Genomic DNA, 23,775 nt, shown 5'->3' with positions numbered 1-23,775 from the left:
ATTTACACCCCCTCCTCCTCAATAAACAACTCTTGTATAAATAAATTGCCATTTATTTTTGTATTTAAACGAAGTTTTGGAGATGCATCTACCATTTGACGTAATATAGATAAGCCCAAGCCTCGCTCCTCTCCTTTTGTCGAGAAGCCTTCTTTGAAAATTTCATGCACTTTTAACTCATAACTTTTATTGGATGAAAATGTATTCATACATGCAATTAACACAGCTTTTTCCATTCGAATAAATGCTAATCGAATCCAAGGCTCTGTAGCATGTTTACTGGCTTCAAGCGCATTGTCCAATAGTATGCCGCACATACGATTTAATTGAATCTCATCCAATGCTATTCTATCGATTTTTTCGACAATCTCAATGTACATTGGAACGTGAAACGTTTGCGCTTGAATAAGTTTTGTTGTTAAAAGTCCTTTTAAACTAGCTATATTTAAACAGTTAAGCATCGAAAAGGATATTTCATGCGCTTGCTCTTTCTTTTCAGTTTGTAAAATATGTCGATAAAAATAGGTTTCTAGTTCTGAGTAACTTTTAGAATCTATAAAATGACGCATTGATGTTAAAATATTCATATAATCATGTTTAAATTGACGCATATCTCTATTAATTTCTTCAAGCGAAGACACATATGAATTAAATTCTTCTAATTCCATTTCCTTTTGTTTAATATGTATGTTCTTAATAGCTAAGTAAACAAAGAAACCAATAATAATGATAAAGATCATCAAATAAATCACAAAAAAGAACAAATTATGTTGGACACTTTTGATAAACGATGTACCATCCATCAACACAATATCAGTATACATAAAGACAATCGTCATAAGCATCAAGGGAATCATTGCAGGTATAATGTATTGCTTAAACACATACCATCTAACAAAATAATCGAATAACTTTATGTAGACAAGCACCAATATAAATAGGATACTCATCGAAAAAATGAGTTGTACCAATGGAGAAGTGATGATAGCATCCATGCCATTCGATAAATGATACACGACAAGCGAAGAAATATGATCTGCCAAAACAACTAAAACAATCGTAAACAGCACATGGGCCACATTCCGCCAACGCTTTGTTTGCCGGTAAACGAAGAAACTTTCCACTAATAGGATGTACGCCATAGCATAGACACCTATAAAAGCAAACAACACTACTGATGGCGAAACTATTAATAAAGAAATCTTCAATATCATTTTTTTTGTTATTGCAATTTTGCTAAAATATAACGGTAAAATACTTAATATCAAAAATTGATAAATAATCAAAGTTAAATAGGATATACTCCACATACGAATAACATGATCCTTCCAAAATAACATATAATCAATATCTATCTTAGAATATTTATGTATTTTTTTCAAATTTATTGAAATTTAATTCTTGTGGCAACTCCTCTTCTCCTAAAGCTCCCCAACACATATAAACAGAGCTAAAGTCAGCCAATTTAACGAATAAATTATATAAATAATCAATAATATTGTCGATAATAAATTTCATTAATGAGATCCTCCTATTTTTGCAATAACCACTAAAACAATCCCCTTCAAAAATCCTGCTAAGAAAAATACACTTATGGATGTTGGAAAAATAACGAGTAGTCCCCCCAACACAATAAGTCTGCTATACAGTTTTTTAAACAAAAATGTTCGATGAGCTTCACCCTGTACTTTTGTTTTTTTAGAACTCACTGGACCAATAAACAACAAGATGACAGCTCCTAGCAAAAACGCCCCCCAAACAACGAGTGAAGTGATAGGCAATGCTACAGCTAGCCATGTGATGAACGGAAATGAAATACAACTAACAATAAGACACGTTTTAAATGATGAACAATGCGCACCATATGCTACTTGACGCACCAATAGAAATCCAATTTGAACCAGTAACATTCTCCAAAATAAACCGAACGCTATAGCTATACCGTAAATAATCAAAAATTTTTTTAACTCGCTTGTAACAACACGAAATCCATACACTAATTTAATTTTATCTAACTGTGTTAACGGTCTTCTATGTTCAAAAAAATCTACTAGCATTTCCTCTTTTGCAGTAAATTCCATCTCATCACCTCCTTGATCACTAGTATAAAACATGTAACATCAAAATAGTTAAAAATATCCTAAAAAGTATATTTTTAAAGATAATCGCCTATTTTCAATCTTCTCTTTTACATAAACGTTCAAAAAAAGAACGTAAGCGTAAAGTGCCACTTAACGTTCCCTTAAATAAGTTTTTCTGTATATGCTTTATAAACTGCTTCTAAATAATGAGATGTTCCAAAATATGCATTAATATGTCTAATCGATTGCTCTATCTCTGTATTTGTAAATTTTTGAGAGTTACAAAGAAAGTCAATGGAGTGACCCTTTGCCAATTCCATGAGCACATTCATTTCTAACATATTCAATCCGCCCAATCGTCTTGTATCAACTATTTCTATTGAGTCTCCTTCAATGATATGAACTAGTTGTTCTATCGTCATATTTTTATTTATTACCTTACAATTCAAGATATTATTTGTGTAGTAATGAATCTCTCCAATATTTTCATCTGTCATAAAAACAATTTGGCATTTCATTGTTTCGAGGTTTTTTAAATATGGTATATAGTGAACAAAATGCTTATAAGATGTGTCAATTAACACAACATCATATTTTTTATTGGCATTTATCCTTATGACAACCTCACTCAACAAGTTAATGGTATCAACTACCCAAGACGGTCTATACATAGTGAACATATTTTTTAAAAGCTCTTGCATAAGCGTGTAATCTGAATGTACTAAGATATACATTATTCTGTTATCTGACACGAACATTTCTATATAACACTCCGTTTTACAAATCGAGCAATATATAGTCGACAACATACTAAAATAATCATCGCTGTACCTATACTTGAACTAAATATAAATAAGAAATCCCATTCTATTGGCCCATCTGCGTCAATTTGCATGATTAACTTTGTTAAAAACATGCCACTTGTTAATCCAAGTAGTAAACCGATAGTGACAATAAAGAGAACTTCAGACCAAATAACCTGTTTTAATTCTTTTGGGGCAAGCCCGATTAAACGTTGTGTATTGTATTGGTCTCTTCTTTTAAAGATTATATGAAAAATCGTTTGCACTAGACCAGTACAACTCGCTACTACTAAAGCAGTCAAAATGAGCATGAACATTGCCCATCGTTGATAAAACCATTCCGAGGCTTGCTCTAAAAGAACAGCTCGCTCCACAATTTTTAACGTTGGCCAATCATGAATCGTCTGTTGGAGATCGTCTAATGTTGTGCCATTACCTAAAGTTAAATGGATTTTATCAATTGTTACAACATCTTTAATCAAAGGGGAATTCCAATCAACAAAAAGTTGTTTATATTTGTTTTCAGTTGGAACAATTCCAGTAATTCTTAAACGAATGACTTTTTCATTTGACCGTCTATCTAAGTAATCGCCTTCTAAAACATCGCCTATTTTTAAATCATACTTATCAGCTACATCATCTGTAATTTCAACTCTATCTGCTCCACCAAAATCTTTGGCAAAATAATTCAGATTAACACCATTATTAGTGAGAAAAGAACTACCCTTACTATCTAATTGTATTTCTTTTATTGAAATTTTTTTTCGCAATAACTCTATATCATTATAAGAAATATTTTCAAAATAAGGATTATCAATCGCTACTTCATACGGATAGGTTTTTTCAATCGTTGTTTCCTCGGATTGTACAATAGATTTCAAAAATGTACCATTAAACGTAATAATCATAATCAAAATCGCTAATATACAAACAACAGGAACATAGTTACTTAAATTAGGGATGAATTGAATTTTTACATAGTGCGCTTTGTTTCCTAAATAGCGATGAATCCAGGAAGAATATTTTTTCAATGTGTATACTATCATATATGGGAATAAAAAGAATAGACAACCTATGATACATACACTTCCAGTAAAAATGAGAATAATTGATTGAATTGCATCATTTTGCAAAATACCTTGTGCAAGAATAAGTAAGGACATCACACCTACTATAAAAGTAAGTACGGTCTTCCATTTCGTCCAATGATATGATTTAAACTCATAATTTCTTTTCATTGCTAAAGGTAATATTTTAGTTACCCTCGCTACTTGAACAAACACAAACATGTAGAGTAAGAAATAAATAGCAAGTAAAATTGCTGAAAAATAGACAACAGGAATGTTAAAATGGGCTTGTGGTAAGCCAACCATCTCAACCAAAGATGGGACAACGAATTTTAGCAACAAAAGGCTACTGATTGTGCCTGTCCCCACACCTATTAGTAATATGATAGTCGATTGATAGTTGACAATCTTTTTTAGTTGCCCTGTCGTTGCTCCCATTGTTCTTAAAACGAAAAATTGGGCTTGTAAACGACTAAATAATAATGAAAAAGTGGACTTCAATAATAGACCACTAATAATGATAATACTAAACACTAACATCATGATGAAAACGAGTAAGGAATTTAAATTTGCTTGTACCCAGTCCGTTTCTTTCGTTATATCTACACGTATATTTGGGAAAAATTGATGTAATACAGTAGCTGTCTGCCACACATCCGTTGTTTTAATCATGACAAACAAGCCTTTTACATCCGATGGAATACTACTTACAATTTTCAAAGAATCAATGTCCATATAGAGAATAGGCGCATCTTCTCCATATTCATTAGGAGATAGCACTCCTTTTATAAGAAACGGCTTACCATTTACCATAATTGAATCTGAAACAGACTTATTTAATGTTTTTGATAACGAATGTGAAATAATAACTTCATTATCTTTCGGTATGTCGTTCAAATGATAAAATCCTTTTGTTAAATGCCCATTTGTAACACCTAATGTATAGGCTCCTTCAATCTTATCAATAGATGTAAATTGTAGTAAAATCGGTTCCACAAGCTCGACTTCTTCTAAAGTTTTAATCTGATTAAAACTTTCTTTCGTAATCCATTGACTAGACTCTTGACTAGATGAAAGGTTATAACCAGCAGAAATATCCACATCCCCATACAAGTTACGAATATTGTCTTCCATTTCTGTTCGTGCATTTTCAACATAGATCAACATTGTTGCAATTAAACAAACAGCGAGTGCTACAACTTGTATGGCAATGATTACTTGTATTTTAGCAGCTCTACAAAGTTTCCAAGCAATATTCTTTAAATCATACATTGAGATAACTCCTCTGTATGTTTTTAAATTTGTCAAAAATCATCGATAAATTATCGCTATTTACTTGATTGATATAACTATCTACTAATTTCCCTTTATGAAAGAATAGTACACGATCAGCATAAGTCGATACATGTGGATCATGTGTTACCAATATAATTGTTTGATTTGTTAGATTTTTCAATTGAACAAGTGTTGTTAAAATATCATTAGTTGTATTCACATCTAAGGCCCCTGTTGGCTCATCTGCCAGTAATAATAGCGGATTGGCAATAATCGCTCGTGATATAGCCACTCGTTGTTTTTGCCCACCAGATAATTCATGTGGTTTCTTCACAGCTAAATCACTAATTGACATTTTTGTTAAAACATCTTTCACCTTTTGCGCAATTTTTTTAGAGTCCTCATCTAGCAAAATTAAAGGCAGAGCCACATTATCTGATACCGTCAATTCATCTAATAAGTTAAAATTTTGAAATATAAAACCTATATTTCGTTTTCTAAATTCCGATGCTATCGGTTCTTGAAATTGCTCAATCATTGGTACACCTTGAAACATTAATTCCCCATGTGTAGGTTTGTCTAAAGCAGCTAAAATATTAAGTAATGTACTTTTCCCTGAACCACTCGTACCCATTATTGCTACGATTTCGTTTTGGTAAATTTCACAATTGATTGTATCTAGTGCTTGTACAATAAAATCCTTTGACTGAAATTCCTTTGACACATTTTTCATCACTACTAATGGGGTTTCTTTCATATTTTGTGTCTCATGTAGTTTCAACGGTTTCATGAAAATGCTCCTTTCGCTCATACCATTTGGATTGGGCTTGATGCATACGATAAAATAATCCTTTATTATTTATTAATTCATCAAAAGTACCAATTTCTTCAATTTTCCCCTTATCCATTACGATAATCTTATCTGATAATTTCGTGGGTCCGATTCTATGTGTAATCGTAATCGTTGTTTTATCATCTGTCATGCTATCAAATAATTCAAGTGTTTTTAATTCTGAATGAGGATCTAATGACGCTGTAGGTTCATCCAACAAAATCAAACTAACATCCTTCATTAGCGCTCGTCCTAAAGCTATTTTTTGCCATTCTCCCCCAGATAGATCAATTCCGCCATCCATTTCTTTAGATAAATAAGTATCTAAGTCAACATTATGGATTGATAATTTATGTCCCAATCCTACTTTTCTTATGACATCCCATATTTTCTGGTCATTCTCCATGTCATCTACATTGCCAAAACCAATATTTTCTCTTAAGGAATACATATATTTAGGGAATGTTTGAAAAACAACAGCAACTTGTTTATGTAAACTAGATTTATCAATGTCGGTCATATTTTCTCCATTTACTAAAATCGTTCCTTCTGTCAAATTGAATAATCCTACTAAACAATGGGCGAGTGTTGTTTTCCCTGAACCGTTTCCACCTACAATCGAAATTTTTTCTCCTCTTCGTATTGAAAAGTTCAATTTTGAAAAAGCTGAAATATCAGAATAAGGATAGTTGAAAGTGCCATTTTTAATATCAATCGTTTCAATAGAATTAATTTCTTCTCTCTTTTCGTCATCAAAATGTTCTATTTTCAACAACTTGATTAATGCATTATTATAAATAGCTGCTTCAAAAATAGAAGCTATATGTGCACCAATTTGAGCAAAAATGCCCTGTAAAGTAATTATAGCTGCAGTTAACGCCACATAACTCCCTATTGTTAAAGCGTTCTCTACTAGTTGATAAACAAAGAATACAGATACACCTGTATTGATAACTCCTACAAATAGTATCATCACTGCACTATTTTTCAGTTCCCACTTTGTCACTTCAAGTCTCTTGTTCATCGTATAAAAATAAAGTTTTTTCCATTTTTCCAGTAAATAATCACTCAATGTATACACTTTAATTTCCTTTAAATAGCTTTTGTCAAAAAAAAGGGATTCTGTATAAGAAAGCTCTCTTTCTTTAAATACAACGTTTTTTTCAACTTTATAATTTTTAAGTTTGCTAAAAAAAACAATGACAACCCCGGGAATTGTTGATAAAAGCACAGTTAAAGGTAATGTCCAATGAATAGCCATTAAAATCGCAAAAACTGAAAATAACGAAAATACACTTGTAATGATCTGCAAAAAAGAATATGTTGTACCTAACCCATTTCCTTCCAATGCTTTGGCTGCCAGATTCACTTGATTGTAAAAAAAGCTAGACTCAAAGTTTTCTAAAGAAACGCTAGTTACTTTTTTGTTTAACATCGCTTTAAATAAATAATTCACTCTTAAAGAAATTTTTCGAAATAGATAATCTTGAATTTTTCCAGATAGTTGTCCAAATAGACTAAGAAACGTTATTGCTACAAGGAGAACTAACACAAACCCCAATTCATTAGGAATTTTCTGCACCACCGTTAGTTGATCTATCAACCTTTTCTGTAGCAAAATTTCTAAAGGTAACATAATAGAAGTTATTATGCTTAAAATAGTTAAAAAAAGAAATATGCTCTTTTGTTCTCTCCAAATATTTTTCAAATAAAAATACTGTGAATAGAAAAAGTCTCTAACAGGTCGATCTTTCTCATGGAATTTTAATTCATTCAACTTCATAGTCATTCACATCCAAAAGATTTTCTAAACTTGCGATTCCTTTCTTCTCTACTACAAAATTATTAGTATTCAAAACTAGATACATTGGAAAGACATCTATTTTTAACTGATTAGAAAGAATTTCTTCTTCTATAAAATAAATATATTCATCCTCTAAATAGCTCAGGTTATCCCGATTTTCTATCGTATCCGTTGCTATAAAAATATACTTTTCTTTTTTAACAGGAATTAAAAAATTGAGTTTTTTTAATGTTGCTTTACAAGCAGAACACTGACTATCAATAAATACTAAAGTCTGCACATTAATCTCATTCATAATATCTTGAACTTTAACAGATTCAAATTGTTTATTCTTCAATGGAATCAACGGAAAAACGTTTTTTTCCATCGGTCCCCATTTTTCTACATTTAGCACTCGTCTAGTTCTTAATGAAATCAAAATGCTAAGCATTAATACACAAGAAATGATGACGAAAGCATAATAAATTTCCATGTCCATCGTTACACCACCTCTACGTTTCTTCTAATAATTATTAAAGTGATGAACCATAAAAGAACAGGTACGAGATAAAATATATTGCCAAAGTCAAGTATATTCATATTACCTTTATCAAAATAGAGTAGTGGCACTATACTGAAAAACATGCATAGACTTTGTATTAAGCCACCCAGTCCTGTCTTAGTTGGAATTAAATTGCCGAAACATTTACAGTCCTCTTCTATCTTATTAATAAGTGCATACGAATTAATAATTATAAAGAGTAAAATTAAAGATAAGGCACTAATATAAAGTATAGGGTGAGCATAAATAAACAAACTGACACCTATTACAATTTCAAATAATGGGAATAACAATGCCAAAAATGTAATTAAAATATCATTGATAGGAATATACTTTAAAAAAAACTGCTTTGTATTTGAATGTGAGATTAATTTAGAAATCCCAGAAAGTATCAATACTAAAGCAGAACCATAACAAAAAATATAAATCATAGTATCTCTCCTAAAAAAATTAAGAAAGTTAATGTGAATTTCACATAATTGTATCCTAAATTTTTTATATTTATATTGATAGGTATGTTTTCAAAACAACCACAGTTACGTGTCTTTCCTCCTTTAGAAGGTTTAAACAGTAAAAAAAGATTGAACAATTGCAACATTACAGCGGTCATACATATGTAAACATTCACAAATTGAATTAATAAGGAGATACCTACAAGCACATCTAAACTCACTAAAATGCTTACGAATATCGGAGATATTGTTATTTTTTCATTTATCGCCACGTAATAATGATAAATTTTAAAAACTTTATTGAATCCGTTTTTTAGAAAAATAATTGCTACAACCAGATAAACAATAATGATATTCAGTCAACTCCTTTTCTTTCAAGCCACTATTAAAATCCTTTAATATACAAGGATTTTAATAGTAAAATACACACAAAATTTTATATTGTTTCAAAGAGATTTACCTTATGAAGAAAAATTCATTATATCTTCCCAATAATATTTTTCACCCATATATAGTAATACTGGAATTTCTTCAATTTGCAATTGATTTAATTTCATCAAATGTTCGACTTTTATCTCGTTATCGTTTTCAAATAACACTTTTATCAAAATAACTTCTCTCTTTTTTGAAATTCTACGATAAAAAGCATTCAAAACATATAAGTTATCAAAAATGTTATTTTCATCCGAAATCAAATATGTTCTTCCCTTTTCCAGGAAATCTATTTGCTCAATCTGTATAAATCTCCGCTGAAAATCAATGCAGTTTCTTAATTTTGTCAAATTGTAAAAAAAGAAAATCAAAAATACAATCCCGAAAATTAGTGTCATACTTTATTTATCAGTTAGAAAAATATGAAAACGTTCATTTCACATTTTGTAGGAGTATTGTGCTATTACTATAGGGCAAATTTAGTTTTTGTATTTATTTTCTGCTATAGAACCATAACGATTCATCGTAGACTCTTCACCAAAACCTGTTCTTGACTATACATTCCTGTTACAACTTTTATGTAATAAAAAAGTAGAACATTAATTACAGTTAACATCGAAATAAATAAAATAGTTTTGGTATTAACCTATTTATAAGTTAGCAGTCATCTTTTTCTGCAGAACAACTAACCGTTTCAGTCTTACAAACGTAACATATATTTACAACTCCAGGACCATAACATGGTTCGGTTCTATATTTACGTCTTCTATAACTACCTTTTACAGCACCTGTTTCATCAAAAAATGGCAATTCTTTACCCCAGCCACATTGACCTTTAATGATTTCCGAACTATTTCCACTATCTAAAAGCATTGGTTTGCTATATGTCATTAACATAATTATTTCCTCCTGCAACCCTTAGAAATAGCACAATACACCTACACTAACAGCCTCCTTATTAATATTGATTCATTACACTTCTTGCATAATCCATACTTCAATGGAGAACAGTAATAAAAAAGCCTCATCTATCAACAAACCATTTCTCCACTTATATAAATTTTCTTCCCAAAACTCTTCGGAACAAAGACCTAACTTTGAGACAACTAAAGGTGACTTTACATTAGAATAAATTGAATTCCAATTTTTCCTTATACTCTTTAATGTATGAGCAATGTGTGATGTTTTATTTATACGCAGTCGAATACTGTCAGGTAACTTATTTTTCTGAGAGTCTCTTAAAATTTTTTTCGTGTAGAAAGGATCAAAGAGAATATGACTAGGGATTTTAATCATAAAAGAAATTAACTCCCTATCTAAAAAAGGATGTTTTATATCCGCACCATAAAAGCCACCTATCGCCCTATCCATATAATGATTGGCTTTTGCATTTAACATTTGATGCAATAAATTTCTAGCATGATTCCGTTTATTTTTAGTTGTTCTACTAAAAGGATGTGGTTGAATGATGTACTCACGTAATCCTTTAAAAGCAGACATATTTGTATACATACAATATTTAGTTAAATCGCCGAACATATCCTTTATTTTTCCTTCTCTAACGTAATCTCTTAATAAATACGGCGGATTCGTTAAAAGTTGGTCACCACCATAACCTGTTAGGATACTATATGTATTATTGTTCACACTTGACTCTATTAAGGGAGAAATAAATTCACATGTAGGAGCAGTAGCATACGGTTCGTCAAAACGTAATATATTATTCCGAAGATCTTCATACATCAATACTGAATCATAATTTAGAAAAGTACCTTTAGAATTATATTGTTCTAATAATTCCGTTATATATGCACTTTCATCGCATTCCTTTAATTCATCAAAAACAACGCTTACCGAATTAATTTCTCCGTATCTATGCCCCAATCGTTTTGACACATTAAAAATAGTAGTTGAGTCTAAGCCACCGCTTAATAACACCGTATTTCGCTCGCTTTTCCGTACTCTCCTCAAAACTGCTTTGTTCAAAATACTTTCGAATTCTTCAATTAACGCTTCCCGATTTATAGTTGTCTCCTTCATCATCCATTTATCAGAAAATAATTCATCATAATTCACATAGTTTATTAGGTTAATTTCCTTATTTTCATAAACAAACATATTCCCACTCGGTAAACGCAAGATCTCTTTATATGGCGTTAAATAGGAATCAACAATTCCTTTTGCATTTAGATATTCTTGAAAGTAAACACCGTTCAACTCAGGTGTATTTAGATAACTTTTCAATAGAAAGATATCGCTCGCAACTACTAATTTTGTATCGGTTTTTAAATAAAAGAGCCTTTTTACCCCCAAGGTATCTCTACAGGCCATTAATGTTAAATTCTTTTTATCAAATAGAACAAATGAAAACTCGCCATCTAAACGCTTCACAAAATCCAAACCAAATGTGTTATAAAGGGAAATTAAATTAGTGAGTAATTCTTGCTCAGTCCAATCAACATTTTCATATACACCATGATTCAAAATATTGTATATCACAATGTCTCCCACTATTAACACATCATTATTTTCAAAAAACACATATGGGGTCGTATTTTGAGCATATGCTGCTTTCAAAACAAAGTTCTGTGAGGATGTGTTGAAATAATTTACTTTTGATTTACTGTTGATCTTAAGATGTCCATTTTTATCCACTTCTCCCTCCGAATTATCCATAAATTCAAACACATACCAATTCACCTAAGTTCAACTCCCTTCATATACGAGTTTGAATCTATAATCACTTTCAACGAATCAAGATTTTCCATTTCTTCAAATAGATTGTGGCCCTGATATTGAATCCAGGCATGTGCCTCTAAGGGAAATTTTTTTATCCCTATTACCATGTTTACTGGTATACCATACTTAGATTGAAGTATCTTATAACCAATTAACGTTTTGTGTATACAATCTGCTTTCCTAGGATACCAACAGCAAACTTGGTCTAAAAGAATAAACCACTCCAAAATCTCTTCAGAATTCTCCTCAGTAAAAATCTCTTTAGAACCCTCTATAGTATATTTTTTTATATAGCGTCTAAAGACTTCATCAAAACCTTTTCTCCGTATTTGGAAATCTAAAAATATTAATTCTTTGTATAAATATAAAATATTATACAAATTTAATTAAACCTCCTTTTGACAACGAATTTAAAAATCCATCTAAATCCTTTTGAATAATTAAAATATCTTCATTTGTCCTTTTAGCTATTAATTTGGAAATATCAGAGACTATTGGTGTTTTATCAAACTCTTCCCAAATAAATGAACTAAATTTATCTAGTGCGTAAATTTGATTCGTATAAATATTAATAATTAGATATTCATCCTCTTCTTTATAGGAAAGAAGATACTTTGATTTTTTTACACGCATCCCTTTTACCACTTCCTCCTCTTTTACATTGTGAACAATCCTTTAATACTGTTCCTGTATTACTACTATACACAGTCATAAGCTCTAACAGTCTCTTTACTCTTATCATCTTCTTTCTTCCACATAACCGTATTTTTTCTACTTACTCCATTACGTTTATGATTATATAAATGTAGTGGAGTAAAATGACAACTCTTGTGCTATCGATTACATCCACATCAAGTCCATCACTCAACACATATATAAAAACTGCACCTTCTAGTTGATTGTTAACTTTCAATCAACTAGAAGATGCAACTCGTAGGGTTTTATTGGTCCATGAAAGATCTTAAAAATAGAAATCTAAAAATCAATGTATAAAAGAAAATATTCTCTCTCCACCAAAGTTCAAAAAATTATTGATGTTGAAACAGATGTCTTTGTCTTTTACCTAAAATCTATAGGATAAACCTATTCTTTTCAGGCGTCTAAAATGGCACAACCTTTATAGAAAAATATTGTAAAGATATTTATTACCCTCTAAAGCCCTGTAAAATTTGTAAAACAAATTTACCTGTTTTACATAAACATAACTGCTTAGTCTATCATAGCGAACGTTCTGACACACAATGTTTTATCACATAAAAAAACAAGAATGCTAATATAAACATTCTTGTTTTAATTATGTTTCTAATGATTCCTTTGGAGATTCAAACCCATGAGTAACTTCTATGTTAAAACTCATACTATTCTCTTCCAATGAATTTTCTATACTTTTTTTATTCTCGTTGACCTTTTCTTCAAAAAGAATCCTTCTCTTTCTAAACCTGTTGCAATTCCCCTAATATAAAAAGCTCATAAACCCTGTTATATCAAGATTTATGAGCTTTCTTAATTTTTATTAATTTGATGATACCGGTGGTCGGGGTCGAACCGACACTCCAAAGGAACACGATTTTGAGTCGTGCGCGTCTGCCAATTCCGCCACACCGGCATAATGGAGATAAAAAAAATCGGATAAACCGATTAACAGTTAAAATATGGAGGCGGCAACCGGATTTGAACCGGTGATAAGGGTGTTGCAGACCCGTGCCTTACCACTTGGCTATGCCGCCGTCATACATGGAGCGGAAGACGAGGTTCGAACTCGCGACCCCCACCTTGGCAAGGTGGTGTTCTACCACTGAACTACTTCCGCAAAAATGGCTGGGGTACTAGGATTCGAACCTAGGCATGACGGAATCAAAATCCGTTGCCTTACCGCTTGGCTATACCCCAACAATGGGGCGACTGATGGGAATCGAACCCACGAATGCCGGAACCACAATCCGGTGCGTTAACCACTTCGCCACAATCGCCATTGTATTATGATGTTTATTAATTTTATATGAGATGGGGCGACTGATGGGAATCGAACCCACGAATGCCGGAACCACAATCCGGTGCGTTAACCACTTCGCCACAATCGCCATAAAATTAATTGGCAGGGGCAGTAGGAATCGAACCCACACCAAAGGTTTTGGAGACCTCTATTCTACCGTTGAACTATGCCCCTAAAATAATAAAACTGGTGGAGGGGGACGGATTCGAACCGCCGAACCCTAAGGAGCGGATTTACAGTCCGCCGCGTTTAGCCACTTCGCTACCCCTCCGGGAATATCTGGTGCCGGCTATAGGAATCGAACCCACGACCTACTGATTACAAGTCAGTTGCTCTACCTGCTGAGCTAAACCGGCAAAAAAATAAGATGGGTCAGGACGGAATCGAACCGCCGACACTTAGAGCTTCAATCTAATGCTCTACCAACTGAGCTACTGACCCATATTTTAAAATAAATGGCGGTCCCGACCGGGATCGAACCGGCGATCTCCTGCGTGACAGGCAGGCATGTTAACCGCTACACCACGGGACCATTTGGTTGCGGGGGCTGGATTTGAACCAACGACCTTCGGGTTATGAGCCCGACGAGCTACCACTGCTCCACCCCGCGATAATACTATAATATTGTTAAAATAATGGTGGAGGATGACGGGCTCGAACCGCCGACCCTCTGCTTGTAAGGCAGATGCTCTCCCAGCTGAGCTAATCCTCCATCTGGGTATTGAATTGGTGACCCCTACGGGATTCGAACCCGTGTTACCGCCGTGAAAGGGCGGTGTCTTAACCACTTGACCAAGGGGCCATCGTTTGGAACACATCAAAGTGCTGGCGGAGAGTAAGGGATTTGAACCCTTGAGACAGTGTTAACCGCCTACACGATTTCCAATCGTGCTCCTTCGGCCACTCGGACAACTCTCCAAGAATGGCTCCGAAGGCAGGACTCGAACCTGCGACAACCTGATTAACAGTCAGGTGCTACTACCAACTGAGCTACTTCGGAATAATTTTAGTATATAGCCTAGCGACGTCCTACTCTCACAGGGGGAAGCCCCCAACTACCATCGGCGCTAAAGAGCTTAACTTCCGTGTTCGGTATGGGAACGGGTGTGACCTCTTTGCCATCATCACTAGACTATTTGAAAGACAATACTTATTATAACATATCTTATAAAAATTACAAGTATATTCTAATATTTTATTCTTTCAAAACTGGATAAACGGTGCATTGAATGTTTCAAACTTTTTTGGTTAAGTCCTCGATCGATTAGTATTCGTCAGCTCCATGTGTCACCACACTTCCACCTCGAACCTATCTACCTCATCGTCTTTGAGGGATCTTACTTACTTGCGTAATGGGAAATCTCATCTTGAGGGGGGCTTCATGCTTAGATGCTTTCAGCACTTATCCCGTCCACACATAGCTACCCAGCGATGCCTTTGGCAAGACAACTGGTACACCAGCGGTGTGTCCATCCCGGTCCTCTCGTACTAAGGACAGCTCCTCTCAAATTTCCTACGCCCACGACGGATAGGGACCGAACTGTCTCACGACGTTCTGAACCCAGCTCGCGTACCGCTTTAATGGGCGAACAGCCCAACCCTTGGGACCGACTACAGCCCCAGGATGCGATGAGCCGACATCGAGGTGCCAAACCTCCCCGTCGATGTGGACTCTTGGGGGAGATAAGCCTGTTATCCCCGGGGTAGCTTTTATCCGTTGAGCGATGGCCCTTCCATGCGGAACCACCGGATCACTAAGCCCGTCTTTCGACCCTGCTCGACTTGTAGGTCTCGCAGTCAAGCTCCCTTGTGCCTTTACACTCTACGAATGATTTCCAACCATTCTGAGGGAACCTTTGGGCGCCTCCGTTACCTTTTAGGAGGCGACCGCCCCAGTCAAACTGTCCGCCTGACACTGTCTCCTGCCCCGCTAAGGGGCATGGGTTAGAATTTCAATACAACCAGGGTAGTATCCCACCGACGCCTCCTTCGAAGCTGGCGCTCCGAGATCTCTGGCTCCTACCTATCCTGTACAAGTTGTACCAAAATTCAATATCAGGCTACAGTAAAGCTCCACGGGGTCTTTCCGTCCTGTCGCGGGTAACCTGCATCTTCACAGGTACTATAATTTCACCGAGTCTCTCGTTGAGACAGTGCCCAGATCGTTACGCCTTTCGTGCGGGTCGGAACTTACCCGACAAGGAATTTCGCTACCTTAGGACCGTTATAGTTACGGCCGCCGTTTACTGGGGCTTCAATTCGCAGCTTCGCTTGCGCTAACCACTCCTCTTAACCTTCCAGCACCGGGCAGGCGTCAGCCCCTATACGTCACCTTACGGTTTTGCAGAGACCTGTGTTTTTGCTAAACAGTCGCCTGGGCCTATTCACTGCGGCTCTCATGCGCTTGCACGCTCAAGAGCACCCCTTCTCCCGAAGTTACGGGGTCATTTTGCCGAGTTCCTTAACGAGAGTTCTCTCGCACACCTTAGGATTCTCTCCTCGACTACCTGTGTCGGTTTGCGGTACGGGCACCTCTCACCTCGATAGAGGCTTTTCTTGGCAGTGTGAAATCAGGAACTTCGTCCATACGGACTCGCCATCACAGCTCAACGTTACAGTGTGCGGATTTGCCTACACACACGCCTTACTGCTTGGACGCGCACAACCAACGGCGCGCTTACCCTATCCTACTGCGTCCCCCCATTTCTCAAACGGTGAGGAGGTGGTACAGGAATATCAACCTGTTGTCCATCGCCTACGCCTATCGGCCTCGGCTTAGGTCCCGACTAACCCTGAGCGGACGAGCCTTCCTCAGGAAACCTTAGTCATACGGTGGACGGGATTCTCACCCGTCTTTCGCTACTCATACCGGCATTCTCACTTCTAAGCGCTCCACCAGTCCTTCCGATCTGACTTCAACGCACTTAGAACGCTCTCCTACCACTGACATCGTAGATGTCAATCCACAGCTTCGGTGAATCGTTTAGCCCCGATACATTTTCGGCGCAGCGTCACTCGACCAGTGAGCTATTACGCACTCTTTAAATGATGGCTGCTTCTAAGCCAACATCCTGGTTGTCTGTGCAACGCCACATCCTTTTCCACTTAACGATTACTTTGGGACCTTAGCTGGTGGTCTGGGCTGTTTCCCTTTTGACTACGGATCTTATCACTCGCAGTCTGACTCCCGTGTATAAATATCTGGCATTCGGAGTTTGTCTGAATTCGGTAAACCGGGATGGCCCCCTAGTCCAAACAGTGCTCTACCTCCAGTATTCTCATCACGAGGCTAGCCCTAAAGCTATTTCGGAGAGAACCAGCTATCTCCAAGTTCGATTGGAATTTCTCCGCTACCCACACCTCATCCCCGCACTTTTCAACGTGCGTGGGTTCGGGCCTCCAGTAAGTGTTACCTCACCTTCACCCTGGACATGGGTAGATCACCTGGTTTCGGGTCTACGACCACGTACTATTTCGCCCTATTCAGACTCGCTTTCGCTGCGGCTCCGCCTTCTAAAGCTTAACCTCGCACGTAATCGTAACTCGCCGGTTCATTCTACAAAAGGCACGCTATCACCCATTAACGGGCTCTAACTACTTGTAGGCACACGGTTTCAGGATCTCTTTCACTCCCCTTCCGGGGTGCTTTTCACCTTTCCCTCACGGTACTGGTTCACTATCGGTCACTAGGTAGTATTTAGCCTTGGGAGATGGTCCTCCCGGATTCCGACGGAATTTCACGTGTTCCGCCGTACTCAGGATCCACTCAGGAGAGAACGAACTTTCGACTACAGGGCTTTTACCTGCTCTGGCGGACCTTTCCAAGTCGCTTCATCTAACTCGCTCTTTTGTAACTCCGTATAGAGTGTCCTACAACCCCAAGAGGCAAGCCTCTTGGTTTGGGCTCTTCCCGTTTCGCTCGCCGCTACTCAGGGAATCGATTTTTCTTTCTCTTCCTCCAGGTACTTAGATGTTTCAGTTCCCTGGGTCTGCCTTCAAGACGCTATGTATTCACGTCAAGATACTACGCGATTAAACGTAGTGGGTTCCCCCATTCGGAAATCTCCGGATCAAAGCTCACTTACAGCTCCCCGAAGCATATCGGTGTTAGTGCCGTCCTTCTTCGGCTCCTAGTGCCAAGGCATTCGCCGTGCGCCCTTAATAACTTAACCAAGTTATTAAGCCTATAAAAAACTTAAAAAATAAATGTGTTTGTTACAATTTCAATGTCGTTTTATCCAGTTTTCAAAGAACAAGTTTTGAAGTGTTTCATTCAGATAGAATGAACCTTCAAAACTGAACGCAAAACGTAATCTTACAAACCCAAGGTTTGTATTCCGAAATAATCCTTAGAAAGGAGGTGATCCAGCCGCACCTTCCGATACGGCTACCTTGTTACGACTTCACCCCAATCATCTATCCCACCTTCGGCGGCTGGCTCCAAAAGGTTACCTCACCGACTTCGGGTGTTACAAACTCTCGTGGTGTGACGGGCGGTGTGTACAAGGCCCGGGAACGTATTCACCGCGGCATGCTGATCCGCGATTACTAGCGATTCCGGCTTCATGTAGGCGAGTTGCAGCCTACAATCCGAACTGAGAACGACTTTATCGGATTAGCTCCCTCTCGCGAGTTGGCAACCGTTTGTATCGTCCATTGTAGCACGTGTGTAGCCCAGGTCATAAGGGGCATGATGATTTGACGTCATCCCCACCTTCCTCCGGTTTGTCACCGGCAGTCACCTTAGAGTGCCCAACTAAATGATGGCAACTAAGATCAAGGGTTGCGCTCGTTGCGGGACTTAACCCAACATCTCACGACACGAGCTGACGACAACCATGCACCACCTGTCACCGTTGCCCCCGAAGGGGAAACTATATCTCTACAGTGGTCAACGGGATGTCAAGACCTGGTAAGGTTCTTCGCGTTGCTTCGAATTAAACCACATGCTCCACCGCTTGTGCGGGCCCCCGTCAATTCCTTTGAGTTTCAGTCTTGCGACCGTACTCCCCAGGCGGAGTGCTTAATGCGTTAGCTGCAGCACTAAGGGGCGGAAACCCCCTAACACTTAGCACTCATCGTTTACGGCGTGGACTACCAGGGTATCTAATCCTGTTTGCTCCCCACGCTTTCGCGCCTCAGCGTCAGTTACAGACCAGAAAGTCGCCTTCGCCACTGGTGTTCCTCCAAATCTCTACGCATTTCACCGCTACACTTGGAATTCCACTTTCCTCTTCTGCACTCAAGTCCCCCAGTTTCCAATGACCCTCCACGGTTGAGCCGTGGGCTTTCACATCAGACTTAAAGGACCGCCTGCGCGCGCTTTACGCCCAATAATTCCGGACAACGCTTGCCACCTACGTATTACCGCGGCTGCTGGCACGTAGTTAGCCGTGGCTTTCTAATAAGGTACCGTCAAGGTACAGCCAGTTACTACTGTACTTGTTCTTCCCTTACAACAGAGTTTTACGATCCGAAAACCTTCTTCACTCACGCGGCGTTGCTCCATCAGGCTTTCGCCCATTGTGGAAGATTCCCTACTGCTGCCTCCCGTAGGAGTCTGGGCCGTGTCTCAGTCCCAGTGTGGCCGATCACCCTCTCAGGTCGGCTACGCATCGTCGCCTTGGTGAGCCGTTACCTCACCAACTAGCTAATGCGCCGCGGGCCCATCCTATAGCGACAGCCGAAACCGTCTTTCAGTCTTTCACCATGAAGCAAAAGAGATTATTCGGTATTAGCCCCGGTTTCCCGGAGTTATCCCAAACTATAGGGTAGGTTGCCCACGTGTTACTCACCCGTCCGCCGCTAACGTCAAAGGAGCAAGCTCCTTTTCTGTTCGCTCGACTTGCATGTATTAGGCACGCCGCCAGCGTTCGTCCTGAGCCAGGATCAAACTCTCCATAAAAGAAATTTGATTAGCTCAAATTGTTTTGCTGGCATCATGTTTGATGTCCAAAATTTTTGTTTTGTTCACTAACCGAAGCTAGCTACTTAAAACTTTATTGATTACGTTTTGCTTGTTCAGTTTTCAAGGTTCATTATTTAAGTCGTTTTTCAGCGACTTCTTTATATTAACATCTCATTCAAAACATGTCAACAACTTTTTTAAAAAAGTTTTTTGTGTTTTTCTGAGTTATTCGTTTATGTCTTAGCGACAATTAATATAATACAATACTAAGATATTATTCGTCAACTACTTTTCTAAAAAAATATCGAGGTATTTTTTAGATACCTCGATTACAAGCATACTACAGTCATTGCCCCATTTCTAGAGCATCTTTATTTACCTTGTAATGACGGTGAAATATCCTATCATTTTTCGCTGCAATGGGTTCAATTTGAATATAGCCTTTATCCACTAGATACTCAACAAACACTTCTAAATCCACTGAGTAGTTAACAAGTTCATGATGATCATGTAATTCCTGAATAGTCCACATTTCTTTTGTTTGCATGACTTCTAATATATGCTGTGCCCCATCTCGTGTACGAGAGTGGATTAAAAACTCACTTGCTAAAAACAATAATTCTAAGCGCTTTTCTATTGGCTCATTACTTGTCACTAGCTCTTCATACAGCTTATAGATGGCTGGCTCGATTTTTTTCACCTGTGCCCAAACAGTTACTTCAGGATACAGGCCACTATCGATAATAGATAGGCGGCCTAGATGATGTAGCGAATCCACAACATGATTATAAGCATCTAAGTAACTTCCTTTATCAAAGTATTCTTTCCCCTCCAAATAGCGACGAATTAACTTTGAAAATTGAATACCTGTTTTAATTTTACGACCACTATACGGAAATTCCTGCAATTCTATTTTTAGTTTATGCAGAAATTCATTCCGATCAAATAATACTCTACCGAAGAATATCCAATCAACAACCTTTCTATTTGAACCGATGAGTAACCATTTTCGAATTAATTTCTCCGTAACAGTATGTAGAGCGATTTTATTTCCTTCATATAAGTAATGTTTTGAAAAGACTGGTTGCTCTGCTTCTTTTACGATAATGAGTAAAACCGTATCAAATGTATCTGTAACGTTACTTTGTTCTTCACGCTTTTCCACTAAAATTACGCCTAATGTATTCGACTGACTCGCACGTTCTTGATATATCGGACGCAGTACTTGCTCCATGTTCAGCCCTCCTTTATTCATATAGGTTGTTTTGTTCCGTTAAAAATTCGACATACTCTAAAAGTATTCCTTCTTTCATTCAGTTCAAAGCTAAAATACTTTGCCCTTATATGTTATAGTAGATTTTAGATTGGGAGGCAAGATGAAATATGAAACCTTATAAAAGTAAAATTAATAAAATTCGTTCATTCGCATTAGCACTAATCTTTTTTGGTTTTATTGTCATGTACGGAGGCATTTTCTTTAAAAACAGCCCGATATTAGTTTTAATTTTCATGTCACTAGGTGTTCTTTGTATTATCGGTAGCACAGTTGTATATGCGTGGATCGGATTACTGTCAACAAGAGCTATTCAAGTAGAGTGTCCTAATTGCCATAAACATACAAAGGTTTTAGGCCGAGTAGATATGTGCATGTACTGCAATGAGCCATTAACACTTGATCCTACTCTAGAAGGTAAAGAGTTCGATCAATCCTATAATAAAACAAAAAAATCCTAGCCCTTTTTAAGAGCTAGGATTTTTATTGTACTTTAGCAGTAGCAACTTTACATGATGGACAAGTGCCGTATATCTCTAAGCGATGCGAATGCACATCAAAGCCTGTTACCTGTGATGCAAAATGCTCTATTTCGTCGAGTCCAGGATAATGGAAATCGACGATCTTACCACAGCATTCACAAATCATATGGTAATGATCGTTTGTCACGAAATCAAAGCGACTTGAAGCATCCCCGTAAGTTAGCTCTTTCACAAGACCTACTTCACGAAATACACGCAGGTTGTTATAAACAGTCGCTACACTCATATTAGGGAACTTACCCTCAAGAGCTTTATAAATTTCATCGGCAGTAGGATGTGCCATTGATTGAATTAGATATTCCAAAATAGCATGACGCTGAGGAGTAATACGTACACCAGTTGTTTTCAACGTGTCCAGTGCATCTTGTAAATGCGTTGCAGACATCGTCATGCACCTCTTCCATAAGTATTATTAATTTATAATTGTTATAAATAGTGTATCCAATTCGTACTACTTCGTCAACAATCACACATTGCTTATCCTCAATAAATCAATGGTTTTTTCCTTAATATCCTCTTGATAAATCCATAACATTTTCTAAATCCGTGTCACCCTTTAGCCATTTTGTTAGGCTTGGCTTGAAAATTTCTAAGCTACGCTCAACATAACGAGAAGAATGACTGGATACATGAGGTGATACTATAACATTTGGTAATGTCCATAATGGATTGTCGGATGTCAGAGGCTCCTCTTCAAATACATCTAAAACTGCGTGTCCTATTTGCTTTCTTTCAATCGCTTGAATGAGTACGTTTTCATCAACTAAATTACCTCGACCAAAATTCATGAAGATCGCATTGTTTTTCATCGCAACAAAATGCTCTTCTTTTAATAAATGGGTCGTTTCTGTTGTTTTTGGTAATACAGAAATAACGATATCTGCAAGAGGTAGTGCTTCTTTCAAATTGGTAAAACTAATCATCGTATTCATATAGGCCGCTTCTTTACCAGAGCGGTTACACCCAATTGTTGTAACACCAAAAGCTTGCAATAAACGCCCAACTTCCGAACCAATGGCACCTGGCCCCAAAATAAGTGCCGTACTATCTCGTAATTCCGTTTGTTGTGTTTTTTTCGACCATTCATTTTTCTTTTGCTGCTCATACATCCAAGGCAAAGCTCGTTTAATGGCTAAAATATGAGCAAGAATCGATTCAGCCATAGGCGTTTTATGAATGCCACGAACATTTGAAACTAGAATCCTGCGTTCAATAATAGCCTGAGCTGGCATTTTTTCTATACCTGCCGATGCAACAAAAATCCATTTTAGCTTTGTAGCAGATTGAATACTCTCTTCTGTTAAATCTTCACCATATGTAACTAATACATCCGCTTGTTGAAGCTCTTCATTTGATATGCTCTTTTCAAAGATAAATTCAAGCTGTGGAAATTCTGCTACTAATGGTTCTCGTAAATCTGGTCTAGGTTCAAATGTAAAATAGATTCTCATTGTTTTGCCTCCTGTTCTGCTAAATAAGCATATACTTCTTCAATATGATTTTTCACTCGAACTTTGCGCCAAGCTTTTACAAGCTTCCCCTCAGCATCAATTAAAAACGTTGAACGCTCTATGCCCATATATTCACGTCCATACATTTTCTTTAAAACCCATACATCATAAGCTTCAGCAATAGCATGGTCCTCATCCACTAATAATGAAAATGGCAAACCATGCTTATCAATAAATTTTGTATGCTTGCTTGCGTTATCTGGGCTAACACCCAGAACAACAGCATTTAAATGACTGAAGTCCTCAAACTTATCGCGAAAATCACATGCCTCCGTCGTGCAGCCTGGTGTCATATCCTTTGGGTAAAAGTATAAAATAACATTTTTTCCTTTAAAATCAGCTAAATGCACCATCTCGCCCTTTTCGTTCAATAGAGAAAAATCCGGCGCTTTTTGTCCTTCTAGTAATGTCATACAATCTCCTCCTCTGTAGGTCCTATTTTACTCTAAGTAACAAATCAAGTCATATCTCTTAATTTCTTTGGATTTCTTACACCGATAGGTCTACAATAGATTACGTATA

The 23,775-nt window shown here is 37.0% G+C and carries 20 protein-coding genes, 16 tRNA genes and 3 rRNA genes; 1 reads left to right on the top strand and 38 read right to left on the bottom strand.

Features of this window, described 5'->3' with window-relative positions; genetic code table 11:
* Nucleotides 1-2: 2 nt before the first annotated feature.
* From ACMGGO_RS02770 to ACMGGO_RS02600, 35 genes are all read right to left on the bottom strand, one after another.
* The gene (locus ACMGGO_RS02770) at nucleotides 3-1,142 is read right to left on the bottom strand and encodes a sensor histidine kinase (RefSeq protein ID WP_193767372.1); all 1,140 of its coding nucleotides are present in this window, start codon (nucleotides 1,140-1,142) and stop codon (nucleotides 3-5) included.
* A gap of 223 nt (nucleotides 1,143-1,365) precedes the next feature.
* Nucleotides 1,366-1,518: a cyclic lactone autoinducer peptide gene (locus ACMGGO_RS02765; protein ID WP_131521057.1), complete on the bottom strand. Its 153-nt coding sequence runs from the start codon at nucleotides 1,516-1,518 to the stop codon at nucleotides 1,366-1,368.
* Entirely contained in the window at nucleotides 1,518-2,081 is a 564-nt protein-coding gene (locus ACMGGO_RS02760) for an accessory gene regulator B family protein (RefSeq protein ID WP_193767371.1), read from the bottom strand. The genes ACMGGO_RS02765 and ACMGGO_RS02760 overlap by 1 nt, the downstream gene beginning before the upstream one ends.
* A gap of 161 nt (nucleotides 2,082-2,242) precedes the next feature.
* Nucleotides 2,243-2,782 carry a hypothetical protein gene (locus ACMGGO_RS02755; RefSeq protein WP_205445576.1) on the bottom strand — a complete coding sequence of 180 codons (540 nt, stop codon included), beginning with the start codon at nucleotides 2,780-2,782 and terminating at the stop codon, nucleotides 2,243-2,245.
* Nucleotides 2,783-2,841: 59 nt separating this feature from the next.
* On the bottom strand, nucleotides 2,842-5,223 hold the full coding sequence (locus ACMGGO_RS02750) for an ABC transporter permease (protein WP_131521054.1): 2,382 nt from the start codon (nucleotides 5,221-5,223) through the stop codon (nucleotides 2,842-2,844).
* The gene (locus ACMGGO_RS02745) at nucleotides 5,216-6,016 is read right to left on the bottom strand and encodes an ABC transporter ATP-binding protein (RefSeq protein WP_373565032.1); all 801 of its coding nucleotides are present in this window, start codon (nucleotides 6,014-6,016) and stop codon (nucleotides 5,216-5,218) included. The genes ACMGGO_RS02750 and ACMGGO_RS02745 overlap by 8 nt, the downstream gene beginning before the upstream one ends.
* Entirely contained in the window at nucleotides 5,994-7,841 is a 1,848-nt protein-coding gene (locus tag ACMGGO_RS02740) for an ABC transporter ATP-binding protein (protein WP_193767369.1), read from the bottom strand. Before ACMGGO_RS02740 ends, ACMGGO_RS02745 begins: the two co-directional genes overlap by 23 nt.
* Complete coding sequence (locus ACMGGO_RS02735) at nucleotides 7,828-8,340, bottom strand: hypothetical protein (protein ID WP_131521052.1); 513 nt, start codon at nucleotides 8,338-8,340, stop codon at nucleotides 7,828-7,830. Before ACMGGO_RS02735 ends, ACMGGO_RS02740 begins: the two co-directional genes overlap by 14 nt.
* Nucleotides 8,341-8,342: 2 nt before the next feature.
* Complete coding sequence (locus ACMGGO_RS02730; RefSeq protein ID WP_131521051.1) at nucleotides 8,343-8,834, bottom strand: MauE/DoxX family redox-associated membrane protein; 492 nt, start codon at nucleotides 8,832-8,834, stop codon at nucleotides 8,343-8,345.
* Nucleotides 8,831-9,193: a hypothetical protein gene (locus ACMGGO_RS02725; protein WP_373565033.1), complete on the bottom strand. Its 363-nt coding sequence runs from the start codon at nucleotides 9,191-9,193 to the stop codon at nucleotides 8,831-8,833. Before ACMGGO_RS02725 ends, ACMGGO_RS02730 begins: the two co-directional genes overlap by 4 nt.
* A 123-nt stretch (nucleotides 9,194-9,316) precedes the next feature.
* Complete coding sequence (locus tag ACMGGO_RS02720; protein ID WP_131521050.1) at nucleotides 9,317-9,550, bottom strand: hypothetical protein; 234 nt, start codon at nucleotides 9,548-9,550, stop codon at nucleotides 9,317-9,319.
* Nucleotides 9,551-9,944: 394 nt separating this feature from the next.
* Nucleotides 9,945-10,184, bottom strand: coding sequence for a hypothetical protein (locus ACMGGO_RS02715; RefSeq protein WP_131521049.1), 240 nt, complete (start codon nucleotides 10,182-10,184; stop codon nucleotides 9,945-9,947).
* Between the two features lie 75 nt (nucleotides 10,185-10,259).
* Nucleotides 10,260-11,987, bottom strand: a complete 1,728-nt coding sequence (locus ACMGGO_RS02710) for an asparagine synthase-related protein (RefSeq protein WP_131521048.1) — start codon at nucleotides 11,985-11,987, stop codon at nucleotides 10,260-10,262.
* Nucleotides 11,984-12,406 carry a lasso peptide biosynthesis B2 protein gene (locus tag ACMGGO_RS02705; protein ID WP_227744937.1) on the bottom strand — a complete coding sequence of 141 codons (423 nt, stop codon included), beginning with the start codon at nucleotides 12,404-12,406 and terminating at the stop codon, nucleotides 11,984-11,986. The genes ACMGGO_RS02710 and ACMGGO_RS02705 overlap by 4 nt, the downstream gene beginning before the upstream one ends.
* Nucleotides 12,399-12,659, bottom strand: coding sequence for a PqqD family protein (locus tag ACMGGO_RS02700; RefSeq protein ID WP_131521047.1), 261 nt, complete (start codon nucleotides 12,657-12,659; stop codon nucleotides 12,399-12,401). The genes ACMGGO_RS02705 and ACMGGO_RS02700 overlap by 8 nt, the downstream gene beginning before the upstream one ends.
* A gap of 892 nt (nucleotides 12,660-13,551) precedes the next feature.
* A tRNA-Leu gene (locus ACMGGO_RS02695) sits at nucleotides 13,552-13,632 on the bottom strand.
* A 47-nt stretch (nucleotides 13,633-13,679) separates the two neighbouring features.
* Nucleotides 13,680-13,753: transfer RNA gene (locus ACMGGO_RS02690), tRNA-Cys, on the bottom strand.
* A gap of 8 nt (nucleotides 13,754-13,761) precedes the next feature.
* Nucleotides 13,762-13,836 (bottom strand) — tRNA-Gly (locus ACMGGO_RS02685).
* A 5-nt stretch (nucleotides 13,837-13,841) separates the two neighbouring features.
* Nucleotides 13,842-13,916 (bottom strand) — tRNA-Gln (locus ACMGGO_RS02680).
* Between the two features lie 4 nt (nucleotides 13,917-13,920).
* Nucleotides 13,921-13,996: transfer RNA gene (locus ACMGGO_RS02675), tRNA-His, on the bottom strand.
* 35 nt (nucleotides 13,997-14,031) lie between these two features.
* A tRNA-His gene (locus tag ACMGGO_RS02670) sits at nucleotides 14,032-14,107 on the bottom strand.
* Between the two features lie 12 nt (nucleotides 14,108-14,119).
* A tRNA-Trp gene (locus ACMGGO_RS02665) sits at nucleotides 14,120-14,193 on the bottom strand.
* A gap of 13 nt (nucleotides 14,194-14,206) precedes the next feature.
* A tRNA-Tyr gene (locus ACMGGO_RS02660) sits at nucleotides 14,207-14,290 on the bottom strand.
* Nucleotides 14,291-14,299: 9 nt separating this feature from the next.
* Nucleotides 14,300-14,375: transfer RNA gene (locus tag ACMGGO_RS02655), tRNA-Thr, on the bottom strand.
* 12 nt (nucleotides 14,376-14,387) lie between these two features.
* Nucleotides 14,388-14,460, bottom strand: a tRNA-Phe gene (locus ACMGGO_RS02650).
* Between the two features lie 15 nt (nucleotides 14,461-14,475).
* Nucleotides 14,476-14,551, bottom strand: a tRNA-Asp gene (locus ACMGGO_RS02645).
* A 3-nt stretch (nucleotides 14,552-14,554) separates the two neighbouring features.
* A tRNA-Met gene (locus ACMGGO_RS02640) sits at nucleotides 14,555-14,629 on the bottom strand.
* 26 nt (nucleotides 14,630-14,655) lie between these two features.
* Nucleotides 14,656-14,731 (bottom strand) — tRNA-Val (locus ACMGGO_RS02635).
* A 15-nt stretch (nucleotides 14,732-14,746) separates the two neighbouring features.
* Nucleotides 14,747-14,821 (bottom strand) — tRNA-Glu (locus tag ACMGGO_RS02630).
* Nucleotides 14,822-14,845: 24 nt separating this feature from the next.
* Nucleotides 14,846-14,937, bottom strand: a tRNA-Ser gene (locus ACMGGO_RS02625).
* Nucleotides 14,938-14,942: 5 nt separating this feature from the next.
* Nucleotides 14,943-15,019: transfer RNA gene (locus tag ACMGGO_RS02620), tRNA-Asn, on the bottom strand.
* A gap of 16 nt (nucleotides 15,020-15,035) precedes the next feature.
* Nucleotides 15,036-15,151: ribosomal RNA gene (rrf, locus tag ACMGGO_RS02615) — 5S ribosomal RNA — on the bottom strand.
* A 112-nt stretch (nucleotides 15,152-15,263) separates the two neighbouring features.
* Nucleotides 15,264-18,191: ribosomal RNA gene (locus ACMGGO_RS02610) — 23S ribosomal RNA — on the bottom strand.
* Nucleotides 18,192-18,372: 181 nt separating this feature from the next.
* Nucleotides 18,373-19,924 (bottom strand): 16S ribosomal RNA (locus ACMGGO_RS02605).
* Together the 16S, 23S and 5S rRNA genes with 16 tRNA genes alongside form the textbook arrangement of a ribosomal RNA operon.
* Before the next feature lie 349 nt (nucleotides 19,925-20,273).
* A complete protein-coding gene (locus ACMGGO_RS02600) occupies nucleotides 20,274-21,161 on the bottom strand; it encodes a nucleotidyltransferase-like protein (protein ID WP_016994017.1) in 888 nt (295 codons plus the stop codon).
* Nucleotides 21,162-21,310: 149 nt separating this feature from the next.
* Between ACMGGO_RS02600 and ACMGGO_RS02595 the strand changes: the two genes are divergently transcribed.
* On the top strand, nucleotides 21,311-21,661 hold the full coding sequence (locus ACMGGO_RS02595) for a YgzB family protein (RefSeq protein ID WP_048394737.1): 351 nt from the start codon (nucleotides 21,311-21,313) through the stop codon (nucleotides 21,659-21,661).
* A 22-nt stretch (nucleotides 21,662-21,683) separates the two neighbouring features.
* Here the strand turns inward: ACMGGO_RS02595 and perR are convergent, their stop codons facing one another.
* The 3 genes from perR to bcp all read right to left on the bottom strand — a co-directional run bounded on the left by perR (nucleotide 21,684) and on the right by bcp (nucleotide 23,666).
* A complete protein-coding gene (gene perR / locus ACMGGO_RS02590) occupies nucleotides 21,684-22,127 on the bottom strand; it encodes a peroxide-responsive transcriptional repressor PerR (RefSeq protein WP_004230508.1) in 444 nt (147 codons plus the stop codon).
* Between the two features lie 121 nt (nucleotides 22,128-22,248).
* Nucleotides 22,249-23,193: a D-2-hydroxyacid dehydrogenase gene (locus ACMGGO_RS02585; protein WP_048394740.1), complete on the bottom strand. Its 945-nt coding sequence runs from the start codon at nucleotides 23,191-23,193 to the stop codon at nucleotides 22,249-22,251.
* Nucleotides 23,190-23,666: a thioredoxin-dependent thiol peroxidase gene (bcp, locus tag ACMGGO_RS02580; protein ID WP_048394742.1), complete on the bottom strand. Its 477-nt coding sequence runs from the start codon at nucleotides 23,664-23,666 to the stop codon at nucleotides 23,190-23,192. The genes ACMGGO_RS02585 and bcp overlap by 4 nt, the downstream gene beginning before the upstream one ends.
* Between the last annotated feature and the right edge of the window lie 109 nt (nucleotides 23,667-23,775).

Origin of the sequence: Lysinibacillus sp. BNK-21, from assembly GCF_048684915.1 — a bacterium.
Lineage (GTDB): Bacteria > Bacillota > Bacilli > Bacillales_A > Planococcaceae > Lysinibacillus > Lysinibacillus capsici.
The sequence above is the reverse complement of the archived record's forward strand: the minus strand, read 5'-3'. Positions and strand labels throughout refer to the sequence as shown.

Excerpts from the sequence above, each read along its gene's own strand:
- ACMGGO_RS02770 (WP_193767372.1), bottom strand. The coding sequence starts at position 1,142 with ATGGCGTACATCCTATTAGTGGAAAGTTTCTTCGTTTACCGGCAAACA.
- ACMGGO_RS02765 (WP_131521057.1), bottom strand. The coding sequence starts at position 1,518 with ATGAAATTTATTATCGACAATATTATTGATTATTTATATAATTTATTC.
- ACMGGO_RS02760 (WP_193767371.1), bottom strand. The coding sequence starts at position 2,081 with ATGGAATTTACTGCAAAAGAGGAAATGCTAGTAGATTTTTTTGAACAT.
- ACMGGO_RS02755 (WP_205445576.1), bottom strand. The coding sequence starts at position 2,782 with ATGCAAGAGCTTTTAAAAAATATGTTCACTATGTATAGACCGTCTTGG.
- ACMGGO_RS02750 (WP_131521054.1), bottom strand. The coding sequence starts at position 5,223 with ATGTATGATTTAAAGAATATTGCTTGGAAACTTTGTAGAGCTGCTAAA.
- ACMGGO_RS02745 (WP_373565032.1), bottom strand. The coding sequence starts at position 6,016 with ATGAAACCGTTGAAACTACATGAGACACAAAATATGAAAGAAACCCCA.
- ACMGGO_RS02740 (WP_193767369.1), bottom strand. The coding sequence starts at position 7,841 with ATGAAGTTGAATGAATTAAAATTCCATGAGAAAGATCGACCTGTTAGA.
- ACMGGO_RS02735 (WP_131521052.1), bottom strand. The coding sequence starts at position 8,340 with ATGGACATGGAAATTTATTATGCTTTCGTCATCATTTCTTGTGTATTA.
- ACMGGO_RS02730 (WP_131521051.1), bottom strand. The coding sequence starts at position 8,834 with ATGATTTATATTTTTTGTTATGGTTCTGCTTTAGTATTGATACTTTCT.
- ACMGGO_RS02715 (WP_131521049.1), bottom strand. The coding sequence starts at position 10,184 with ATGTTAATGACATATAGCAAACCAATGCTTTTAGATAGTGGAAATAGT.
- ACMGGO_RS02700 (WP_131521047.1), bottom strand. The coding sequence starts at position 12,659 with ATGCGTGTAAAAAAATCAAAGTATCTTCTTTCCTATAAAGAAGAGGAT.
- ACMGGO_RS02600 (WP_016994017.1), bottom strand. The coding sequence starts at position 21,161 with ATGGAGCAAGTACTGCGTCCGATATATCAAGAACGTGCGAGTCAGTCG.
- ACMGGO_RS02595 (WP_048394737.1), top strand. The coding sequence starts at position 21,311 with ATGAAACCTTATAAAAGTAAAATTAATAAAATTCGTTCATTCGCATTA.
- perR (WP_004230508.1), bottom strand. The coding sequence starts at position 22,127 with ATGTCTGCAACGCATTTACAAGATGCACTGGACACGTTGAAAACAACT.
- ACMGGO_RS02585 (WP_048394740.1), bottom strand. The coding sequence starts at position 23,193 with ATGAGAATCTATTTTACATTTGAACCTAGACCAGATTTACGAGAACCA.
- bcp (WP_048394742.1), bottom strand. The coding sequence starts at position 23,666 with ATGACATTACTAGAAGGACAAAAAGCGCCGGATTTTTCTCTATTGAAC.